The organism is Pseudomonas sp. B1(2018) (assembly GCF_003097365.1).
Classification (GTDB): domain Bacteria; phylum Pseudomonadota; class Gammaproteobacteria; order Pseudomonadales; family Pseudomonadaceae; genus Aquipseudomonas; species Aquipseudomonas laurylsulfatiphila.
In genome coordinates this window covers 132595-152056 of the sequence record NZ_PYUK01000007.1, presented here as the reverse complement: position 1 = coordinate 152056, position 19462 = coordinate 132595, and the positions used below count along the sequence as shown (strand labels likewise).

The window sequence follows — 19462 nt, the reverse complement described above, 5'->3', positions numbered from 1 at the left end:
CCGCATTCGTTCAGCGCAGGTTCAGCGGCGAACGGGGCGCTTCTGCAGTTTGCGCTGCAGGGTGCGGCGGTGCATGCCCAGGGCGCGGGCAGTGGCGGAGATGTTGCCTTCGTGCTCGGTCAGCACGCGCTGGATGTGCTCCCACTGCAGGCGGTCCACGGACATCGGGTTTTCCGGCACCAGACTGTCGAGGTCGGCGTGTTCGGACAGCAGCGCCGCCAGCACGTCGTCGGCGTCAGCCGGTTTGCACAGGTAGTTGCAGGCACCGCGCTTGATCGCCTCGACAGCGGTGGCAATGCTCGAATAACCGGTGAGGATCACCACGCGCATTTCCGGGTCCATTTCCAGCAACTTGGGCAACAGCACCAGGCCCGAATCGCCGTCCATTTTCAGGTCCAGGGCGGCGTAATCCGGCAGATCGGCCTTGGCCAGTTCCAGGCCTTCTTCGGCGGAACCGGCGGTGCTCACGCGAAAACCGCGGCGGGCCATGGCGCGGGCCATGACGCGGGTGAATGTGGCGTCGTCATCGACCAGCAACAAATGCGGCAGTTCTTCGCCTTCGACTTGGATCTCTTCACTCATGTTCGTCTCCTCGGGCGACACGGGGAAGGCGCAGCTCGGTGAGCGTGCCGCCTTCCTCATGACTGTAGAGTTTCACTGAGCCGCCGGCGCGTGTCACGCTGGCCTTGCTCAAAAACAGGCCCAGGCCGAAACCTTTGCCCTTGGTGGTAAAAAACGGCTTGCCGATTTGCTCGGCGATGGCCAGCGGCACACCGGCGCCATGGTCACGGATGCTGATGGTGAGGTTTTCCCAATCCCAGTCCAGCGTCACCTGCAGCCCTTCGGGGCAGGCGTCGGCGGCGTTGTTCAGCAGATTGAGCAACGCCTGGGTCAAATCCGGCGGCGGCGCCATACGGGGTACCGCGCCCTGGCCGAGGCGCTGGAAGCGATAGCTGGCTTCCGGGCGCATCAGGTGCCAACGATTGAGGGCTTCATCAAGCCAGTCGGTGACATCCTGCATCTCCACCGCCAACCGACGATTGGCCTCTGCGGCGCGCACCAGATGCTGCAAGGTCTCTTTACACAGTTTGACCTGATCCTGCAGCACGCTCAGGTCATCCTGCAACATCGGGTCAGGGTGGTCCTGACGCATTTCCTTGAGTAACACGCTCATGGTCGCAAGCGGCGTGCCCAGTTCATGGGCGGCACCGGCGGCCTGGGTGGCAACGGCCAACAGTTGCTGATCGCGCAGGCCTTCTTCGCGGCGAATGGCGCGCAACTCTTCCTGACGACGCAGTTCTTCGGCCATGCGTGCGGCGAAGAACGTGATGACCGCTGCCGCAAGGGCAAAACTCAGCCACATCCCGTACACCTGCAGGTTTTCCCGGGCGATGGGGAAGGTTTGCAGCGGGTAGAACTGCGCCAGCAGCAGTGTGTACATCGTCAGCGCGATCCCCGAGAGGATCACCGAATAACGCCATGGCAACGTCACGGCGGCAATGGTCAGCGGCACCAGGTAATAGGAGACGAAGGGGTTGGTCGAGCCACCGGAGAAATACAGCAATGCGCTGTGGATAAACAGGTCGCAAGCCAGTTGCACGGCGTATTCGAGCTCGGTCACCGGCCACGAGGTACGCAGGCGAATCGCTGTGAACACGCACAACAGCATCGAACAGGCGAGGGTCGCAGCCAGTTGAAACCAGGGCAGAGGCAACAGTTCGAGCCAGTAGGCCAGGCCCACGGAACCGGCCTGGGCGGCCAGCACCAATGTACGGATGAATGTCAGCCGCCAGAGGTTCTGGCGAGTGGCGGAAGTGATTTGAACGGGGGCGAGCATGAGCTCTCCTGATGAGCGCTCCAGGCGGATCGCAGGGAGTATAACCAAGCGCGGGGGCTGACAGGCAAAAGTGCGGCAAACGGCCACAGTCATTGGCGTGGAACTGCGTGAAATGAACTCTGTGGCGAGGGGGCTTGTCGGACCGCCGCACCGCCCCGTTCGGCTGCGAAGCAGTCCTGAAACCTGCCGCCGCATTTTATCGGTTGAACCAAGTGAGGCAATCTGCGACTGCTTCGCAGCCGAACGGGGCGGTGCGGCGGTCCGACAAGCCCCCTCGCCACAGCAAGCTCGCTCCTGCAAAGGGCCGCATGCATCTGTATAGAAGTTGTAACTGTGCGAACCAGAGCATAAAAGCTAGAGTCTGATGGTTTCACGCAGGTCCGGACCATACCCCTGCGCACCTCTCAAGGAGCCTTCATGCACACATTCCGCCGCAGCGCCGCCCTCCTCGCCCTGAGTCTCGGCACCGTCGCCAGCCTCCCGGCCCTGGCCGCCGACGAGTTGCATTACAACCAGATTTCCCTGCGCGCCGAAGTCAGTCAGGAAGTGGCCCGCGATCTGATGATCGTGACGCTCTACACCGAAGAACAGAACAGCGACCCGGCCAAACTCGCCGCCGACGTCAGCACCACCATGAACAAGGCGCTGGCCCAGGCCAAGCAGGTCAAGGACATCACCCTGCGCCAGGGCAGTCGCAACAGCTACCCGATCTACGACACCAAGGGCCAGAAAATCACCGGCTGGCGCGAGCGCGCCGAATTGCGCCTGGAAAGCTCGGACTTCGCCGCGCTGTCGAAGCTGACCGGCGAACTGCTCACCGACCTGAAAATGGGTGGCATGGACTTCGCCATCGCCACCCCGACCCGTAAAGCCAGCGAAGACGCCCTGCTCAAGGACGCCGTGGCCGCCTTCAAGGCCCGCGCCCAACTGGCCACCGATGCCCTCGGTGGCAAAAGCTACAAAATCGTCAACCTGAACCTCAACAACAACGGTTATCCACAGCCTTACCTGCGCGCGCCGATGATGATGAAAGCGGCCGCCATGGACGCCGCCCCCGTGACACCGGATGTCGAAGCCGGCACCAGCCAGGTCGGCATGACCGCCGATGGTTCGATTGAAGTGCTGATGCCTTGAATCGATAGCCCGTAAACCAAAACGGCGATCATCAAAATGATCGCCGTTTTTTTTGGCAGTTTTCAGGCATGAGCTATAACTGGATAGGTCAACCCGAGAAATGCCGTCGATTGGCCACTATCGGTGCAACAATAACCACTCTTATTCACGCCATGCCCACCCCACAATCCGGGGTATGAATAAGTAACACCCCCGCCCCACGCGGGAGCAACCCGAGTCAGGCGCGCACTGTAAAAGTGCGTCACTTGCACCGTAAAAACGCCGCGCAAACGGTCAAATGCGTCAGGAATTATACAAATGCGACATTAAGGTACGTTCGTGCCACCGTTTAAGGCTTGTAGTCACTCTGGATCTTGCATTGGGTATGGCCCCTGCATAAGTATCCGCAGGCACGACTCACGAGGTCGTCCTCTAATTCCAAAAATGACAACAAATCATGAGGCCACCATGCTTAAACAAGCGGTCATTCCGTTTTTAGTCGGCGCCAGCCTGTTGGCTAGTGCACCGTTCGCTCAAGCTGCGACTAACCTGGTGTTCTGCTCCGAAGGGAGCCCGGCCGGTTTCGATCCAGGTCAATACACCACCGGAACCGACTTCGACGCCTCTGCAGAAACCATGTTCAACCGCCTCACCCAGTTCGAGCGCGGCGGCACCGCTGTCATTCCAGGTCTGGCGACCAGCTGGGACGTCTCCGATGACGGCCTGACCTACACCTTCCATCTGCGTGAAGGTGTGAAGTTCCACACGACCCCGTACTTCAAGCCGACTCGTGAGTTCAACGCCGACGACGTGCTGTTCACCTTCAATCGCATGATTAACAAGGATGACCCGTTCCGCAAAGCGTACCCGACCGAATTCCCGTACTTCACCGACATGGGGATGGATACCAACATCACCAAGATCGATAAAGTCGACGACAAAACTGTCAAGTTCACCCTCAAGGACGTTGATGCCGCGTTCATCCAGAACATGGCCATGAGCTTCGCCTCGATCCAGTCCGCCGAGTACGCTGCCCAGCTGCTCAAGGAAGGCAAGGCCGCCGACATCAACCAGAAGCCGGTCGGCACTGGCCCGTTCGTGTTCAAGAGCTACCAGAAAGACTCCAACATCCGCTACACCGGGAACAAGGACTACTGGAAGCCTGACGACGTGAAGATCGACAACCTGATCTTCGCCATCACTACCGACCCGTCGGTACGTATCCAGAAGCTGAAGAAGAACGAGTGCCAGGTCACCCTGTTCCCTCGTCCGGCCGACCTGAAGGCGCTGAAAGAAGACAAGGACCTGAAGCTGCCTGACCAGGCTGGTTTCAACCTGGGTTACATCGCCTACAACGTGATGCCCAAGGTCAAGGGTCAAACCGATGCCAACCCGCTGGCCGAGCTGAAAGTTCGCCAGGCATTGGACATGGCGGTCAACAAGCAACAGATCATCGACTCCGTGTACCAGGGCGCCGGCCAGCTGGCCGTCAACGCCATGCCACCGACCCAGTGGTCCTACGACACCACCATCAAGGATGCGCCGTACAACCCTGAGAAAGCCAAAGAGCTGCTCAAGGAAGCCGGCGTGAAAGATGGCACCGAAATCGTGCTCTGGGCGATGCCGGTACAGCGTCCATACAACCCGAACGCCAAACTGATGGCAGAAATGCTGCAGTCCGACTGGTCCAAGATCGGCCTCAAGGTCAAGATCCAGAGCTACGAGTGGGGCGAGTACATCAAGCGCTCCAAAGGTGGCGAGAACCAGGCGATGCTGATTGGCTGGAGCGGTGACAATGGTGATCCGGACAACTGGCTGAACGTGCTGTTCGGCTGCGACTCGCTGGAAGGCAACAACTTCTCCAAGTGGTGCGACAAGAAGTTCGACGACATCGTCAAGCAAGCCAAGCGCACTTCCGACCAGGCCAAGCGCACCGAACTGTACAAGCAGGCGCAACACGTCCTCAAAGATGCAGTCCCAATGACACCTATCGCTCACTCGACGGTGTTCCAACCTATGCGCGCCAACGTGCAGGACTTCAAGATCAGCCCATTTGGCTTGAACTCCTTCTACGGCGTCAGCGTCAGCAAATAAGGTTTTGCAACGGCGACGTTTCTGACGTCGCCGTTGCTTTATCTACCGAGCAAGCAGGAATTTGCCTACATCCAAATCCGCAGCTGACTACAGCATCGGGTGAGGACGCGTCGCCATTTCCTACGAGTCTTTAGGACTCTACGCATTTACTGCCGGACCCGTGGCTCATACCGTCGGGATCCGACCAGTACACGCGTGGGTCATCGGTTACTGCTGCGTGCATGGCTTGAAATCAGTGACGCCTCCACGTCTACGGACGGGGCGACCGCTCATTGACAACACTTTGAGAGAAAAGGGAGCGTTATGCGCCATACCTTGGTTTTATCCGCATTGCTGGGCACCGGCCTGTTGGCCGCCACCTCCATCAGCCAGGCCGCCAACAACAGCCTGGTATTCTGCTCCGAAGGCAGCCCCGCCGGTTTCGACACGGCGCAGTACACCACTGCGACCGACAACGACGCCGCCGAACCGCTGTACAACCGGCTGGCAGAGTTTGAAAAAGGCGCGACCAACGTCGTACCGGGCCTGGCTACGAGCTGGGACATCTCCGAGGACGGCCTCGAATATACGTTTCACCTGCGCGAGGGAGTGAAGTTTCATACCACCAAATACTTCACGCCAACCCGCGACTTCAACGCCGACGACGTGCTGTTCACCTTCAATCGCATGCTCGATCCGCAACAACCATTCCGTAAGGCTTATCCGACAGAGTTTCCGTACTTCAACGGCATGAGCCTGAACAAGAACATCGCCAAGGTCGAAAAGACCGGGCCACTGACCGTGGTCTTCACGCTCAACAGCGTGGACGCCGCGTTCATCCAGAACATCGCCATGAGCTTCGCCGCCATCCTGTCGGCTGAATACGCCGACAAGCTATTGGCCGAAGGCAAGCCGAGCGACATCAACCAGAAGCCGGTCGGCACCGGGCCGTTCGTGTTCAAGAGCTATCAGAAAGACTCGAACATCCGCTACACCGGCAACAAGCATTACTGGGCTCCTGACCGGGTCAAGCTCGACAACCTGATTTTCGCCATCAACACCGACGCCTCGGTGCGCGTGCAGAAACTCAAGGCCGGCGAGTGCCAGATCACCCTGCATCCGCGCCCTGCCGATGTGCCCGCACTGAAGAACGACACGGCCCTGCAACTGATCGAGAAGCCTGGTTTCAACCTCGGCTACATCGCCTACAACGTACGCCACAAGCCGTTCGACCAGCTTGAAGTGCGCCAGGCGCTGGACATGGCGGTGAACAAACAGGGCATTCTCAACGCCGTTTACCAGGGTGCGGGGCAACTGGCGGTCAACGCCATGCCGCCGACCCAATGGTCCTACGACGACACGATCAAGGACGCCGCCTATAACCCGGAAAAAGCCAGGGAACTGCTCAAGGCCGCCGGCGTCAAGGAAGGCACTGAAATCACCCTCTGGGCCATGCCGGTCCAGCGTCCGTACAACCCCAACGCCAAGTTGATGGCCGAAATGCTCCAGGCTGACTGGGCGAAGATCGGCCTCAAGGTCAAGATCGTCAGCTATGAGTGGGGCGAGTACATCAAGCGCACCAAGAATGGCGAGCACGACATCAGCCTGATCGGCTGGACCGGTGACAATGGTGATCCGGACAACTGGCTGGGCACGCTCTACAGCTGCGACGCCATTGGCGGCAACAACTATTCGATGTGGTGCGATCCGGCCTACGACAAGCTGATCAAGCAGGCCAAGGTCGTCACCGACCGTGACCAGCGCACCCAGCTCTACAAACAGGCGCAGCAGTACCTCAAGCAGCAGGTGCCGATCACGCCAGTCGCCCACTCAACGGTCAACCAGCCGCTGAGCGCCAAAATCGAAGGGTTCAAGGTGAGCCCGTTCGGTCGCAACGTGTTCTCGGGTGTCAGCATAGAAAAATAACCGATTAGCCAGAAATGCCGGGGGGCGGATTTTCCGCCCTCACGCAGACGCTTTGCCGTCTTTTGCCCATTTGGCTGACAGCAAACGTTTGCGATGCCGTGAATGAGTTCTAAACCAATAGCCGGATCACAAAAAAAAGACCGGTATAAAAAAAGAAAGTAAGGAGCTTTACCCATGAAACTGAGCAGCACCGCGTTATTGGCCTTGGCCATAAGCAGCGTAACCGCCACGGCTTACGCAGAAACTCAAAGCCAGGCTTTCACCCCGGTTACCGTGAACGAGAAGAACGCCCAAAGCGAAGCCACCGGATTTGTCGAAGGCCAGTCGATCACCGGCACCACGCGTAACTGGTACGCCAACGAGCAACTGAAACGTGGTGCAAAATTCAAATACAACGATCACGGCACGCTGGCCGAGACCGATCGTCGTATCAACTGGGTCCAGGGCACTATCGTCAAGTACAACTCGGGCTTCACCGAAGGGACTGTCGGTTTCAGCACCGAAGTGGCGGCCTACAACGCCATCGCACTGGACCGGGACCGCAAAGACCTGGCCTCCGGCAACGGTGGCGCACCGGGCTCTCGTCCAAACGCGGGCAACAACCGTACCCTGACCAAAGAGGGCGGCGACGCTCAAGGCCAGTGGAGCAAAGTGGGCCTGGCCAACGTCAAGGCCCGTGTCTCCAACACCACCCTGACCGCCGGCCGCATGAACTTCAGCAGCCCGATGGTCGACGTGATCGGTAACCGCGCACTGCCTTCGAGTTTCGAAGGTGTGGCCATCCACAGCGAAGAGCTGAACAACCTGGCCTTCGACCTGGCCACCTTCGACCGCAACTCACCGCGTACCGAAGAAAGCCAGCGTAAATTCCGCACCGAATACGCCAACGGCATCGTCGAGACCGATCACGTCTACACCGGCGGCCTGACCTACACCCCATTTGCCAGCCTGACCACCAGCCTCTGGGCGACCCAGGCGGAAGACATCTGGAACCAGTACTACTTCGGCGCCTCCCACGTTCTGGGCGACAGCCAGGTACTGAGCCTGACCACCGGCCTGAATTACTACAAAACCCAGGACACCGGTAAGGCCCTGATCGGCACTATCGACAACGACACCTACTCCCTGTCGTTCGGCCTGACCCACCAGGCCCACACCCTGACCCTCTCGTACCAGGAAGTGAACGGCAACGAGTACTTCGACTACCTGCACGAAACCAACGGCATCTACCTGGCCAACTCCCTGCTGTCGGACTTCAACGGCCCGAACGAAAAATCGTTCCAGGTTGCCTACGGCTTGAACATGGCCGAATACGGCGTGCCAGGCCTGAAGTTCAACATCTACCAGGCGCGCGGCTGGGGTATCGACGGCACTCACTACACCGGCAACGGCGGCGTGCCCGGCAAGGGTTACGACGGCATCCAGTCCCAGGATGGCGAACACCACTATGAATACGGCATCGGCGCGACCTACGCCGTGCAGAGCGGCCCGCTCAAGGCCACCACGATCCGCGGCACCTACACGGCTCACCGTGCCAGCGAAAACCAGGCTGACGGCAGCATCAACGAGTTCCGCCTCGTGACCACGGTTCCGTTCAACATCCTGTAATGCACGTGCCGAACGGCTGATTCGATGACGAATCGACCGTTCGGCTTTTGTCCTTTAACTGATTGCAGAGGGTTCTTGATGAAAATGCTTCCCCTACGTGCGGCCATCGCGGCTGCGTTGCTCAGTGTCGCTGTCGGCGTCTCGGCCAAACCCTTGGTGGTTTGCACCGAAAACAGCCCCGAAGGCTTCGACATGGTCCAGTACACGACTGCAGTCACAGCCGACGCCGTGGCCGAAACCATCTTCAATCGCCTGGCGGACTTCAAGCCCGGCACCACTGATGTGATTCCGGCACTGGCCGAATCCTGGGACATCAGCGAGGACGGTCTGACGTACACGTTCCACCTGCGTAAAGGCGTCAAGTTCCACACCACCGAATACTTCAAGCCGACCCGCGACATGAATGCCGACGACGTGGTCTGGAGCTTCCAGCGTCAGCTGGACCCGAACCACCCATGGCACAAGCTGTCGAGCGTAGGCTTCCCGTACTTTGAAAGCATGGGCTTCAAGGAACTGCTGAAAAACGTCGAGAAAGTCGACGACAACACAGTCAAGTTCACCCTGACCCGTCGCGAAGCGCCGTTCCTGGCCGACATCGCCATGGCGTTTTCTTCGATCTACTCCGCCGAATACGCCGACCAGTTGCTCAAGGCCGGCAAGACCGGCGATCTGAACAACAAGCCCGTCGGCACCGGCCCGTTCGTCTTCCAGCGCTACAACAAGGATGCCCAGGTGCGTTTCAAGGCCAACCCGGACTACTTCCGTGGCAAGGCACCGGCTGACTCATTGATCTTCGCCATCGCCACCGACAACAACGTGCGCCTGCAGAAGCTCAAGGCCAACGAATGCCAGGTCGCGCTGTACCCGAAACCGGACGACATCCAGAGCATCAGGAAAGACACCAAGCTCAAAGTCGACGAACTGAACGCGATGACCGTTGCGTACATCGCCATCAACACCACTCACAAATACCTGAGCGACGTGCGTGTGCGTAAAGCCATCGACATCGCCTTCGACAAGGAAGCAGCCGTCAACGCGCTGTTCGGCAAAGGCAATGCGACCGCGGCGGTCAACCCGTTCCCGGACACTCTGCTGGGCTACAACCACGACCTGAAGAACCCGCCCCGTGACCTGGACAAGGCCCGCGCCCTGCTCAAGGAAGCCGGCGTACCAGAAGGCACGGTATTCACCCTGTTCACCCGTAACGGCGGTGGTGCCACCAACCCGAACCCGATGCTCGGTGCACAGATGATGCAAGCCGACCTGGCCAAGGTCGGGATCAAGATCGACATCCGCGTGATGGAATGGGGCGAAATGCTCAAACGCGCCAAAAACGGCGAGCACGACATGGTTTCCGCCGGATGGGCGGGCGATAACGGCGACCCGGATAACTTCCTTACGCCTATGCTCAGTTGTGAAGCGGCCAAGAACGGAGAAAACTACGCACGCTGGTGCAATGACAAGTTCCAGGCACTGATCGATCAGGCCCGGGAGAAAACCGATCCGGCCGAACGTGCAGCGCTCTACGAGCAGGCCCAGGTTATTTTTAACCAGGACCAGCCATGGATCAGCATGGCGCACACTAGAATGTTTACCGCAATGCGCAACAACGTAGAGGGCTATCACATTAGCCCCCTCACCACGAACAACTTCGCCACCACCCAGGTGAAGTAGATAAGAAAACTCCCGGCATTCCTGACACAGGGATGCCGGGCACGCCTAACCGGCTGATGAGGTACACCTTACGATGTTTAGTTTTATTGCCCGCCGACTGGGGTTACTGATCCCCACGTTTTTCGGCATCACCTTGCTGACATTCGCGTTGATTCGCATGATCCCTGGCGACCCCGTGGAAGTCATGATGGGCGAACGCAGAGTCGACCCGGAAATGCACGCTCAGGCAATGGAACGCCTAGGTCTGAACAAACCCCTGTATGCCCAGTACCTGGATTACATCGGCAAACTGGCCCACGGCGACCTCGGGGAATCCCTGCGTACCCGTGAAAGCGTCTGGAACGAATTCACCTCCCTGTTCCCCGCGACCCTGGAGCTGTCCATGGCCGCCCTGTTGTTCGCCGGCATCCTGGGCCTTCTGGCCGGGGTGATCGCGGCACTCAAGCGAGGGTCCCTGTTCGACCATGGGGTGATGGGTGTCTCCCTGGCGGGATACTCGATGCCGATCTTCTGGTGGGGCCTGATCCTGATCATGTTCTTCTCGGTGAGCCTGGGCTGGACCCCGGTATCCGGACGGATCGACCTGCTCTACGACATCGAGCCACGCACCGGCTTCATGCTGATCGATACGCTCCTGGCCAACGAGCCGGACGCCTTCTTCGACGCCCTGCACCACCTGATCCTGCCGGCCATCGTGCTGGGGACCATCCCGCTGGCGGTGATCGCGCGGATGACCCGCTCCTCGATGCTCGAAGTACTGCGTGAAGACTACATCCGCACCGCCAAGGCGAAGGGCCTGTCGCCATCGCGCGTGGTGTTCGTGCACGGCCTGCGTAACGCGCTGATTCCGGTACTGACCGTGGTCGGCCTGCAAGTCGGCACCCTGCTGGCCGGTGCGGTCCTGACCGAAACCATCTTCTCGTGGCCCGGCATCGGCAAATGGCTGATCGAAGCCATTGGCGCCCGAGACTATCCCGTCGTGCAAAACGGCATCCTGTTAATCGCCTGCCTGGTGATTCTGGTCAACTTCGTAGTGGACATCCTCTACGGCTTTGCCAACCCACGCATCCGTCATCAGCGCTGAGATCATGACCATGACCACTCCAATTCCATCGGTAGCAGTCGATCAAAGCCTGCTGTACCCGTCTCCGTACAAAGAATTCTGGCAAGCGTTCTCCAAGAACAAAGGCGCCGTCGCCGGCCTGATGTTCATGCTGCTGGTGATTTTCTGCGCCATCTTCGCCCCGTGGGTCGCCCCCCACAACCCGAGCGAGCAGTACCGCGATTTCCTGCTGACCCCGCCGGCCTGGCTGGAAGGTGGGCAACTGCAGTTCCTGCTCGGTACCGATGAACTGGGTCGCGACCTGCTGTCGCGCCTGATTACCGGCTCGCGCCTGTCGCTGCTGATCGGCTTGTCGTCGGTGGTGATGTCGCTGATCCCGGGGATCCTGCTGGGTCTGTTCGCCGGGTTCTTCCCGCGCGTGCTCGGCCCGACCATCATGCGCCTGATGGACATCATGCTGGCCCTGCCGTCCCTGCTGCTGGCCGTGGCGATCGTCGCCATCCTCGGCCCTGGCCTGATCAACACCGTGATCGCCATCGCCGTGGTGTCCCTGCCGTCCTACGTTCGTCTGACCCGCGCCGCGGTGATGGGCGAGCTGAACCGCGACTACGTGACCGCCGCGCGCCTGGCCGGTGCCGGCCTGCCACGCCTGATGTTCGTCACAGTGCTGCCCAACTGCATGGCGCCGCTGATCGTTCAGGCCACCCTGAGCTTCTCTTCGGCGATCCTCGATGCCGCCGCACTGGGCTTCCTCGGCCTTGGCGTACAACCGCCAACGCCTGAGTGGGGCACCATGCTGGCTTCGGCCCGCGACTACATCGAACGCGCCTGGTGGGTGGTGAGCCTGCCTGGTTTGACCATTTTGCTCAGCGTGCTGGCAATCAACTTGATGGGTGACGGCCTGCGCGACGCGCTGGACCCGAAACTCAAGAACGCCGCCTGAGGAGATTCCCATGTCACTGTTAGAAATCAAGAATCTCAACGTTCGCTTCGGCGACAAGAACGCCACGCCAGTGGTCGACGGCCTCGACCTGAAAGTGGACAAGGGCGAAGTGCTGGCCATCGTTGGCGAGTCCGGATCCGGCAAGTCCGTGACCATGATGGCGCTGATGGGCCTGATCGAGCACCCCGGCATCGTTACCGCCGACTCGCTCAGCTTTGACGGCAAGGACATGCTCAAGCTGAACAATCGCCAGCGTCGACAAATCGTCGGCAAAGACCTGTCCATGGTCTTCCAGGATCCGATGACCGCGCTGAACCCGAGCTACACCGTCGGCTTCCAGATCGAGGAAGTGCTGCGCCTGCACCTGAAAATGTCCGGCAAGGCAGCCCGCAAGCGTGCCATCGAACTGCTGGAAAAAGTTGAAATCCCGGGCGCCGCCAGTCGTATGGACGCCTACCCGCATCAACTGTCCGGCGGTATGAGCCAGCGTGTCGCGATTGCCATGGCGATCGCCGGGGAACCGAAACTGCTGATCGCCGACGAACCGACCACGGCACTCGACGTGACGATTCAGGCGCAGATCATGGACCTGCTGCTGGCGCTGCAGAAAGAGCAGAACATGGGCCTGGTGCTGATCACCCACGACCTCGCGGTCGTGGCCGAAACCGCCCAGCGCGTGTGCGTGATGTACGCCGGCCAGGCGGTCGAAGTCGGTCAGGTGCCACAACTGTTCGACATTCCGGCCCACCCGTACAGCGAAGCGCTGCTCAAGGCGATTCCGGAACACAGCCTGGGTGCCTCGCGCCTGTCGACCCTGCCGGGCATCGTTCCCGGTCGCTACGACCGTCCGCAGGGTTGCCTGCTGTCGCCACGCTGCCCGTACGTGAAAGACAACTGCCGTCAACAACGTCCGGCCCTTGACCAGAAAAGCAACAGCCTCGCTCGCTGCTTCTACCCGCTGAACCAGGAGGTGGCGTAATGGCCGTCGTTCTTACCGCCCGCGACCTGACCCGTCATTACGAGGTGTCCCGAGGCCTGTTCAAGGGTCACGCCACCGTGCGCGCCCTCAACGGCGTGTCGTTCGAACTGGAAGCCGGCAAGACCCTCGCTGTCGTCGGTGAATCCGGTTGCGGCAAATCCACCCTGGCCCGTGCCCTGACCCTGATCGAAGAGCCGTCCTCGGGTTCCTTGAAAATCGCCGGCCAGGAAGTGGCAGGCGCCGACAAGGCCCAGCGCAAGCAACTGCGCAAAGACGTGCAGATGGTGTTCCAGAGCCCGTACGCCTCGTTGAACCCACGGCAGAAAGTCGGTGATCAGCTGGCCGAGCCACTGTTGATCAACACCAACCTGAGCGCTGCGGAACGTCGTGAGAAAGTCCAGGCGATGATGAAGCAGGTGGGCTTGCGTCCCGAGCACTACCAGCGTTATCCACACATGTTTTCCGGTGGTCAGCGCCAGCGGATCGCCCTGGCCCGGGCGATGATGCTGCAACCCAAAGTGCTGGTGGCAGACGAACCGACCTCGGCGCTGGACGTGTCGATTCAGGCACAGGTGCTCAACCTGTTCATGGATCTGCAGCAAGAGTTCAACACCGCCTACGTGTTCATCTCCCACAATCTGGCGGTGGTTCGCCACGTGGCCGACCATGTGATGGTGATGTACCTGGGTCGCCCGGTGGAAATGGGGACGAAAGAGGACATCTACTCCCGTCCCCTGCACCCCTACACCCAGGCACTGTTGTCGGCGACGCCCGCCATCCACCCGGATCCGGACAAGCCGAAAATCAAGATCGTCGGCGAGTTGCCTAACCCGCTGAACCCGCCACCGGGCTGCGCCTTCCACAAGCGCTGCCCGTATGCCACTGCGCGTTGCAGCACTGAAGAGCCGGCCCTGCGCCTGCTCGACAACCGCCAGGTGGCCTGCCACTACGCCGAGCAATTCCTCGACGGCGCGGCGTAAAAAAGCGCCTCAGTCATTGGGGCGCGCTTGAATCAGGCAAACCCCTTCTCTTGCGATTGCGCATCAATCGACGGAGGAGGGGTTTTCTTTTGCTTGCACAAGCGCACGGCCATTTCTGACAGTTACGCACGCCCAGCTGCTTTGTTTGAATCCTGTCGGAGAGTCATGTGTCACGTGACACAAGGCGTAGACCCGGAAACATTCAAACTACAGGGACAGGTGCAAGCATCATGGAAATTCAAGCAACAGACGAAAACGCTGGTCAGCTAGACCCGGCATTTGGTGTTGTTGGTCAGATCCGGCCCAATTTTCTGGCCGGCTCGGCCAGGGCCGTTGTGTTGTCGGCTGAAGGCTCCCTGACCTACGCCACTCGGCAGGGAGAGGGTTTCACTCTGTACCGCACCGATTCTGACGGTATCAAGGACAAGGCGTTTGGCAATGACGGGAACACAGGTGAGTGGCAATTCGTCAGCGGTAAAAAGGCAAGTCCGTCGCGTTTGCTACTGCAAGAGGATCGCAAGATCCTGGTGATCGGTGATACCCGGGAACCCGACGGTATTGGCCGGGCAGCACTGAGACGCTTTCATGCCAACGGCAGCCCTGACCTGGACTTCGGCAGTGTCGTCGTTCCTGTAGCACAGCATGATTATTCCCAAGTGGCATTGATCGACGGTTGCCTGCAGGGTGATGGAAAAATACTTGTGGCGTTCAGCTATTTCATCAGTGAGTCCGAAGGGTCACTGCTGGCTCGCCTGCACAATAATGGCGAACTCGATACCGGTTTCGGCAAAAGCGGTTTTGTCGAGATCGAAACCGGGGGCGACTTCATCCGGCTTTGCAGCGTTGTGATTCAAGACGGAAAAATCGTTGTTGGCGGAACCACCACATCCGGTCAGCTCGTTCTTGCACGATTTGATCTGGAGGGGCAGGTCGATAGCCAATTTGGTGTCGATGGTTTTACTTTCCTGGCATCAACCGATGGCTCACTCAAAATGAGTCAACTCATTCAGCAGGCTGATGGCAAGCTGGTATGCGCCGGCGGTCTCAAGGAGAGCATGGGCATGGCGATGAGGTTTACCGCAGACGGTCACCCCGATAAGGAGTGGAATGGCGGGCTTCCTGTATTCACCAACACCGGTCCTGAAACATTCTGGCGATCCCTGGCCCAGCAGCCGGATGGCAAGATTGTCGTGGTCGGCAACAACCGGGCACTCCATATCATCGCTGGCAGGTTGTTGCCCAATGGAGACTATGACATCCGCTTCGGCGGGACTGGCTCCGGGTGGGTTTCTTTCGGTCCTTCAGGAGGATTGCCGTGGGATGTGAAGGTCCAGGGCGGTGCTCGCATTATCGTTGGCGGCGAGGCTTTCATCGAAATGGGGAATCGCGGCCCGGTCGTCTACGGGCTTCAGGCCTGATCCCGTTCTCGACGGCGCGGCATAAAACAGTGGGAGCGGGCTTGCTCCGGGCGGCGTTCCGACGAAGGCGTCAGGCCAGTCAGTATCAATGTCGACTGACAGACCGCTTTCGTCGGAACGCCGCCCGGAGCAAGCCCGCTCCCACAGGGGCGGCGTTTTAACCCAACTCCTTCTACCGCTCGCCATCGAGCGACTACGTCTGGCTATCGCCCTCTTCTTCATCGGAGTCCGGCTCGTCGGTGGTCGAGTCATCGTCGTTGTCAGCACCACCCTGCCCCTGATCTCCCGGTTCCGATTCGGATTTGGCGAGCATCAACCCCGCGTATCCCGCTTGCCCGCTCGAAGCCTGCTCCCCGTGATCGATGCACTCGGCCCACGCCGTCGACGTCCCGAGCGATAGCATCACCAACACTTTCAACAGCAGTAAAACGCGAAACAACCTGTTCATAGCCGATTCCTTCCTTTCGTGGAGTGCCTGTCTGGCGCTGAGTGAAATCTAGTTCCGATCAGCCGGGTTCTCCAGATTGGACGCTGACGAGCGAGCAGAAATGCACTCGGCAGAAAGACCGGTTTCAAATATACCCAATAGCCGGATCAACTAAGCGAAACCGCTCGGCCAGGTTGCCCCTCAAGCTTGTCTGGAGCGCGAGGACGGGTGGCCTGATAAATCATGGGTATGGACAGCAGCGCCAGTGCCGCACTGGCCAGCCACACACTGTGCCCGCCAAAGTGACCGTACAACTGACCGCCAAGCATGGGCGACAACAGTGCACTCGCACTCCAGCTCATGAAGAACACGCCAAAGTACTGCCCGCTTTTTCCACGTTGCGCATGCTGCATGACCCGTGCATTCAGTGGCGGCATGAACAGCGCCTCGCCCAATGTCCAGACCACCGTCGACAGACAGGCATAGAGCAGCCCGGAACCCAACGGCAACATACCGAGCCCACAGGCCAGCAACAGACTGCCCGCCACCAGTTGGCGACGCGTACCCCAGCGTTCGCCCCAATGGGTCAACGGAATCTGTAACGACACCACCAATACGGCATTCAATGCGAACTGCCAGCCGATCGCTTCGGTGCTCAGGCGATAGTAATCACGCAGGTAGTTACCCAGCGTGCTGTACACCGTGTCGAATGCCATCCCGAGCAAGAGCGTCGTCGCCAGTAACCAGAGAAAGGGTTTGTCGCGATACGGCACGCGTGAGCCTGAGCCGGTATCAGGTTTCTCGTCAGGCACCAGCACCGGTCGGCGCCATGTCGTGCGGACAAACCAGAGCAAGGCCAGCAGGGTCATGGCTGCGCTGGCGAAGAACACCCAGCGAAAATCGGTCTGCGCCAAAACGCCGCCCGCCACCCCGGCAACGGCCATTCCGAGGTTCCGGGCTACCCGGCTCAAGGCCTGTGCCCGGGAACGCTGCGCAACCTCGCAATACTCCATGATCAGCCGCTGATGCAGCGTACGGATCGCCCCGTCGACGGCCCCGCTGAGCAACAGCAGCCCGGCCAGCAACGGCACCTGCGTGACCAGCCCGAGCAGGATCAGCACCCACATCGACACAAAGAACAACGCCGCGGTGAGCCGTGCCGTGCGCACATGGTCACTGAGCAAACCACCGAGCATCGAGCCGATCAGCAATCCAGCGCCATAGGCCGACAACAGCCAGCCAACGGTTTCAATCGCCAGCCCCAGTTCCTGACGCAGGTACAGCGCCATGAACAACTTGACCATGCTGCTCAGTCGATTGATGAACAACAGCGCCGCGAGCACCCAGGCCATCACGCCGAAATAGCCGTCCAGCCTCAGCAGATGAGTCAGCCGATGCGTCATTCCCTTGATCATCAAGATGGCCGCTGTTTGCGAAATGTGTCTTGAACACTAAACGCCAACGACTGACTTGTCGCGGGCAAAACTCCCACATAGGGCAAAAACGGAGGCGGGCTACAAATGCGAAGGAAAAGACCTACGCAATCGCCTCCAGCGGAAAATCAATCCACAAAAAAAAGCCCACTGCTTTCACAGTGGGCTTTCGGGTGTCGCCATTGAGCGCTTAGTGATGCTCGCGGGTCGCACGGAATTTCACGTCCGGCCAGCGCTCTTCCATCAGTGCCAGGTTGACCCGCGTAGGCGCGAGGTAGGTCAGGTGACCGCCGCCGTCCAGTGCCAGGTTTTCCACAGCCTTGTTGGAGAATTCCTCAAGCTTCTTCTTGTCGCTGCATTCGATCCAGCGCGCGGAATAAACAGTGATCGGCTCGTAGGAGCACTCGACCTTGTATTCCTCTTTCAAACGGCTGGCGACCACATCGAACTGCAGCACACCGACGGCGCCGAGGATGATGTCGTTACTGCGTTCCGGGAAGAACACCTGGGTCGCGCCTTCTTCGGCCAACTGCTGCAAGCCCTGGCGCAGTTGCTTGGATTTCAGCGGATCCTTCAGGCGCACGCGGCGGAACAGCTCCGGGGCGAAGTGCGGGATGCCGGTGAAGCCCAGGACTTCGCCTTCGCTGAAGGTGTCGCCGATCTGGATGGTACCGTGGTTGTGCAGGCCGATGATGTCGCCGGCAAACGCCTCTTCCAGTTGCTCACGCTCGGAGGAGAAGAAAGTCAGCGCGTCGCCGATCCGCACGTCCTTGCCGGTGCGCACATGGCGCATCTTCATGCCTTTTTCGTACTTGCCGGAGCAAATACGCATGAAAGCGATGCGGTCGCGGTGTTTCGGGTCCATGTTCGCCTGGATCTTGAAGATGAAGCCCGAGAACTTCTCTTCCACCGGCTCCACGGTGCGCTCGTTGGCCACCCGGGCCAGCGGGCGTGGAGCCCAATCAACGACGGCGTCGAGGACGTGGTCGACACCGAAGTTGCCCAGGGCCGTACCGAAGAACACCGGGGTCAACTGGCCGTCGAGGAATTCCTGCTGGTTGAACTCGTGGCAGGCGCCCTGCACCAGCTCAAGCTGTTCGAGGAAACGCTCGTACTCGTCACCCAGATGCGCACGGGCTTCATCGGAGTCGAGCTTCTCGATGATCTTGGTTTCAGTGCGCTCATGGCCGTGACCGGCGGTGTACACGATGATGTAGTCGTCGGCGAGGTGATACACGCCTTTGAAGTCACGGTAGCAACCGATCGGCCAGGTGATCGGCGCGGCCTTGATCTTGAGGACGGCTTCGATTTCGTCGAGCAGTTCGATCGGGTCGCGGATGTCACGGTCAAGTTTGTTGATGAAGCTGACGATCGGCGTGTCACGCAGACGGCAGACGTCCATCAGGGCGATGGTCCGTGGCTCTACACCTTTACCGCCGTCGAGGACCATCAACGCCGAGTCCACCGCGGTCAGGGTGCGGTAGGTATCTTCGGAGAAGTCTTCGTGGCCCGGGGTGTCGAGCAGGTTGATCATGTGCTCGCGGTACGGGAACTGCATGACCGACGTGGTAATGGAAATACCACGTTGCTTTTCCATTTCCATCCAGTCGGAGGTGGCATGGCGGTCGGATTTACGAGATTTCACCGTACCGGCTACCGCGATCGCCTTGCCCATCAGCAAGAGTTTCTCGGTGATGGTGGTCTTACCGGCATCGGGGTGGGAAATAATGGCGAAAGTGCGGCGTTTCGCGACTTCGGCGGCCTGTTTGGTCATGGGAAATCGCCTGGCAGGTGATTCAAAAAAGGGCGGCGAGTATAGCTTAAAAAGTGATCGACGGACCACCGTCCATACACCCCGATCCCCCTGTAGGAGCTGCCGAAGGCTGCGATCTTTTGATCTTCGGCGTCATTGAAAACGCCAAAAGATCGCAGCCTTCGGCAGCTCCTACAGGTGGCCACATGGCATTTAATGTGGGAACCTTTTAAAG

At 59.7% G+C, this 19462-nt stretch carries 15 protein-coding genes; 10 read left to right on the top strand and 5 right to left on the bottom strand.

Annotated elements, in window-relative coordinates; all coding sequences use genetic code 11:
• Positions 1 to 21: 21 nt before the first annotated feature.
• Positions 22 to 582: a response regulator transcription factor gene (locus tag C9422_RS13205; protein ID WP_007973041.1), complete on the bottom strand. Its 561-nt coding sequence runs from the start codon at positions 580 to 582 to the stop codon at positions 22 to 24.
• Entirely contained in the window at positions 575 to 1837 is a 1263-nt protein-coding gene (locus C9422_RS13200) for an ATP-binding protein (protein ID WP_015093476.1), read from the bottom strand. Before C9422_RS13200 ends, C9422_RS13205 begins: the two co-directional genes overlap by 8 nt.
• 417 nt (positions 1838 to 2254) lie before the next feature.
• Here C9422_RS13200 and C9422_RS13190 point away from each other — a divergent pair, with 417 nt between their 5' ends.
• From C9422_RS13190 to C9422_RS13145, 10 genes are all read left to right on the top strand, one after another.
• On the top strand, positions 2255 to 2971 hold the full coding sequence (locus C9422_RS13190; protein WP_116580952.1) for an SIMPL domain-containing protein: 717 nt from the start codon (positions 2255 to 2257) through the stop codon (positions 2969 to 2971).
• A gap of 447 nt (positions 2972 to 3418) precedes the next feature.
• Positions 3419 to 5044 carry an ABC transporter substrate-binding protein gene (locus C9422_RS13185; RefSeq protein WP_007973045.1) on the top strand — a complete coding sequence of 542 codons (1626 nt, stop codon included), beginning with the start codon at positions 3419 to 3421 and terminating at the stop codon, positions 5042 to 5044.
• Positions 5045 to 5347: 303 nt separating this feature from the next.
• Positions 5348 to 6949, top strand: coding sequence for an ABC transporter substrate-binding protein (locus tag C9422_RS13180; protein ID WP_116580951.1), 1602 nt, complete (start codon positions 5348 to 5350; stop codon positions 6947 to 6949).
• Positions 6950 to 7123: 174 nt separating this feature from the next.
• Positions 7124 to 8557: an OprD family porin gene (locus C9422_RS13175; protein ID WP_116580950.1), complete on the top strand. Its 1434-nt coding sequence runs from the start codon at positions 7124 to 7126 to the stop codon at positions 8555 to 8557.
• A 78-nt stretch (positions 8558 to 8635) separates the two neighbouring features.
• Positions 8636 to 10231, top strand: a complete 1596-nt coding sequence (locus tag C9422_RS13170) for an ABC transporter substrate-binding protein (RefSeq protein ID WP_116580949.1) — start codon at positions 8636 to 8638, stop codon at positions 10229 to 10231.
• A gap of 73 nt (positions 10232 to 10304) precedes the next feature.
• Positions 10305 to 11315 carry an ABC transporter permease subunit gene (locus C9422_RS13165; RefSeq protein ID WP_007973049.1) on the top strand — a complete coding sequence of 337 codons (1011 nt, stop codon included), beginning with the start codon at positions 10305 to 10307 and terminating at the stop codon, positions 11313 to 11315.
• 10 nt (positions 11316 to 11325) lie between these two features.
• On the top strand, positions 11326 to 12237 hold the full coding sequence (locus C9422_RS13160; protein ID WP_007973050.1) for an ABC transporter permease subunit: 912 nt from the start codon (positions 11326 to 11328) through the stop codon (positions 12235 to 12237).
• Between the two features lie 10 nt (positions 12238 to 12247).
• On the top strand, positions 12248 to 13216 hold the full coding sequence (locus tag C9422_RS13155) for an ABC transporter ATP-binding protein (protein WP_007973051.1): 969 nt from the start codon (positions 12248 to 12250) through the stop codon (positions 13214 to 13216).
• Positions 13216 to 14196 (top strand): peptide ABC transporter ATP-binding protein, encoded by a 981-nt coding sequence (locus C9422_RS13150; protein WP_007973052.1) that lies wholly within the window; start codon positions 13216 to 13218, stop codon positions 14194 to 14196. Before C9422_RS13155 ends, C9422_RS13150 begins: the two co-directional genes overlap by 1 nt.
• Positions 14197 to 14426: 230 nt before the next feature.
• Entirely contained in the window at positions 14427 to 15614 is a 1188-nt protein-coding gene (locus C9422_RS13145; protein ID WP_116580948.1) for a hypothetical protein, read from the top strand.
• 193 nt (positions 15615 to 15807) lie between these two features.
• Here the strand turns inward: C9422_RS13145 and C9422_RS13140 are convergent, their stop codons facing one another.
• From C9422_RS13140 to C9422_RS13130, 3 genes are all read right to left on the bottom strand, one after another.
• Positions 15808 to 16062: a hypothetical protein gene (locus C9422_RS13140; RefSeq protein WP_007973054.1), complete on the bottom strand. Its 255-nt coding sequence runs from the start codon at positions 16060 to 16062 to the stop codon at positions 15808 to 15810.
• Positions 16063 to 16208: 146 nt separating this feature from the next.
• Positions 16209 to 17444, bottom strand: a complete 1236-nt coding sequence (locus C9422_RS13135; protein ID WP_116580947.1) for an MFS transporter — start codon at positions 17442 to 17444, stop codon at positions 16209 to 16211.
• 220 nt (positions 17445 to 17664) lie between these two features.
• Positions 17665 to 19248, bottom strand: a complete 1584-nt coding sequence (locus C9422_RS13130; RefSeq protein WP_007973058.1) for a peptide chain release factor 3 — start codon at positions 19246 to 19248, stop codon at positions 17665 to 17667.
• Positions 19249 to 19462 lie beyond the last annotated feature (214 nt).

Bases quoted from the DNA above. Each gene is read 5' to 3' on its own strand.
- C9422_RS13205 (WP_007973041.1), bottom strand. From the start codon at position 582: ATGAGTGAAGAGATCCAAGTCGAAGGCGAAGAACTGCCGCATTTGTTG.
- C9422_RS13200 (WP_015093476.1), bottom strand. From the start codon at position 1,837: ATGCTCGCCCCCGTTCAAATCACTTCCGCCACTCGCCAGAACCTCTGG.
- C9422_RS13190 (WP_116580952.1), top strand. From the start codon at position 2,255: ATGCACACATTCCGCCGCAGCGCCGCCCTCCTCGCCCTGAGTCTCGGC.
- C9422_RS13185 (WP_007973045.1), top strand. From the start codon at position 3,419: ATGCTTAAACAAGCGGTCATTCCGTTTTTAGTCGGCGCCAGCCTGTTG.
- C9422_RS13180 (WP_116580951.1), top strand. From the start codon at position 5,348: ATGCGCCATACCTTGGTTTTATCCGCATTGCTGGGCACCGGCCTGTTG.
- C9422_RS13175 (WP_116580950.1), top strand. From the start codon at position 7,124: ATGAAACTGAGCAGCACCGCGTTATTGGCCTTGGCCATAAGCAGCGTA.
- C9422_RS13170 (WP_116580949.1), top strand. From the start codon at position 8,636: ATGAAAATGCTTCCCCTACGTGCGGCCATCGCGGCTGCGTTGCTCAGT.
- C9422_RS13165 (WP_007973049.1), top strand. From the start codon at position 10,305: ATGTTTAGTTTTATTGCCCGCCGACTGGGGTTACTGATCCCCACGTTT.
- C9422_RS13160 (WP_007973050.1), top strand. From the start codon at position 11,326: ATGACCACTCCAATTCCATCGGTAGCAGTCGATCAAAGCCTGCTGTAC.
- C9422_RS13155 (WP_007973051.1), top strand. From the start codon at position 12,248: ATGTCACTGTTAGAAATCAAGAATCTCAACGTTCGCTTCGGCGACAAG.
- C9422_RS13150 (WP_007973052.1), top strand. From the start codon at position 13,216: ATGGCCGTCGTTCTTACCGCCCGCGACCTGACCCGTCATTACGAGGTG.
- C9422_RS13145 (WP_116580948.1), top strand. From the start codon at position 14,427: ATGGAAATTCAAGCAACAGACGAAAACGCTGGTCAGCTAGACCCGGCA.
- C9422_RS13140 (WP_007973054.1), bottom strand. From the start codon at position 16,062: ATGAACAGGTTGTTTCGCGTTTTACTGCTGTTGAAAGTGTTGGTGATG.
- C9422_RS13135 (WP_116580947.1), bottom strand. From the start codon at position 17,444: ATGACGCATCGGCTGACTCATCTGCTGAGGCTGGACGGCTATTTCGGC.
- C9422_RS13130 (WP_007973058.1), bottom strand. From the start codon at position 19,248: ATGACCAAACAGGCCGCCGAAGTCGCGAAACGCCGCACTTTCGCCATT.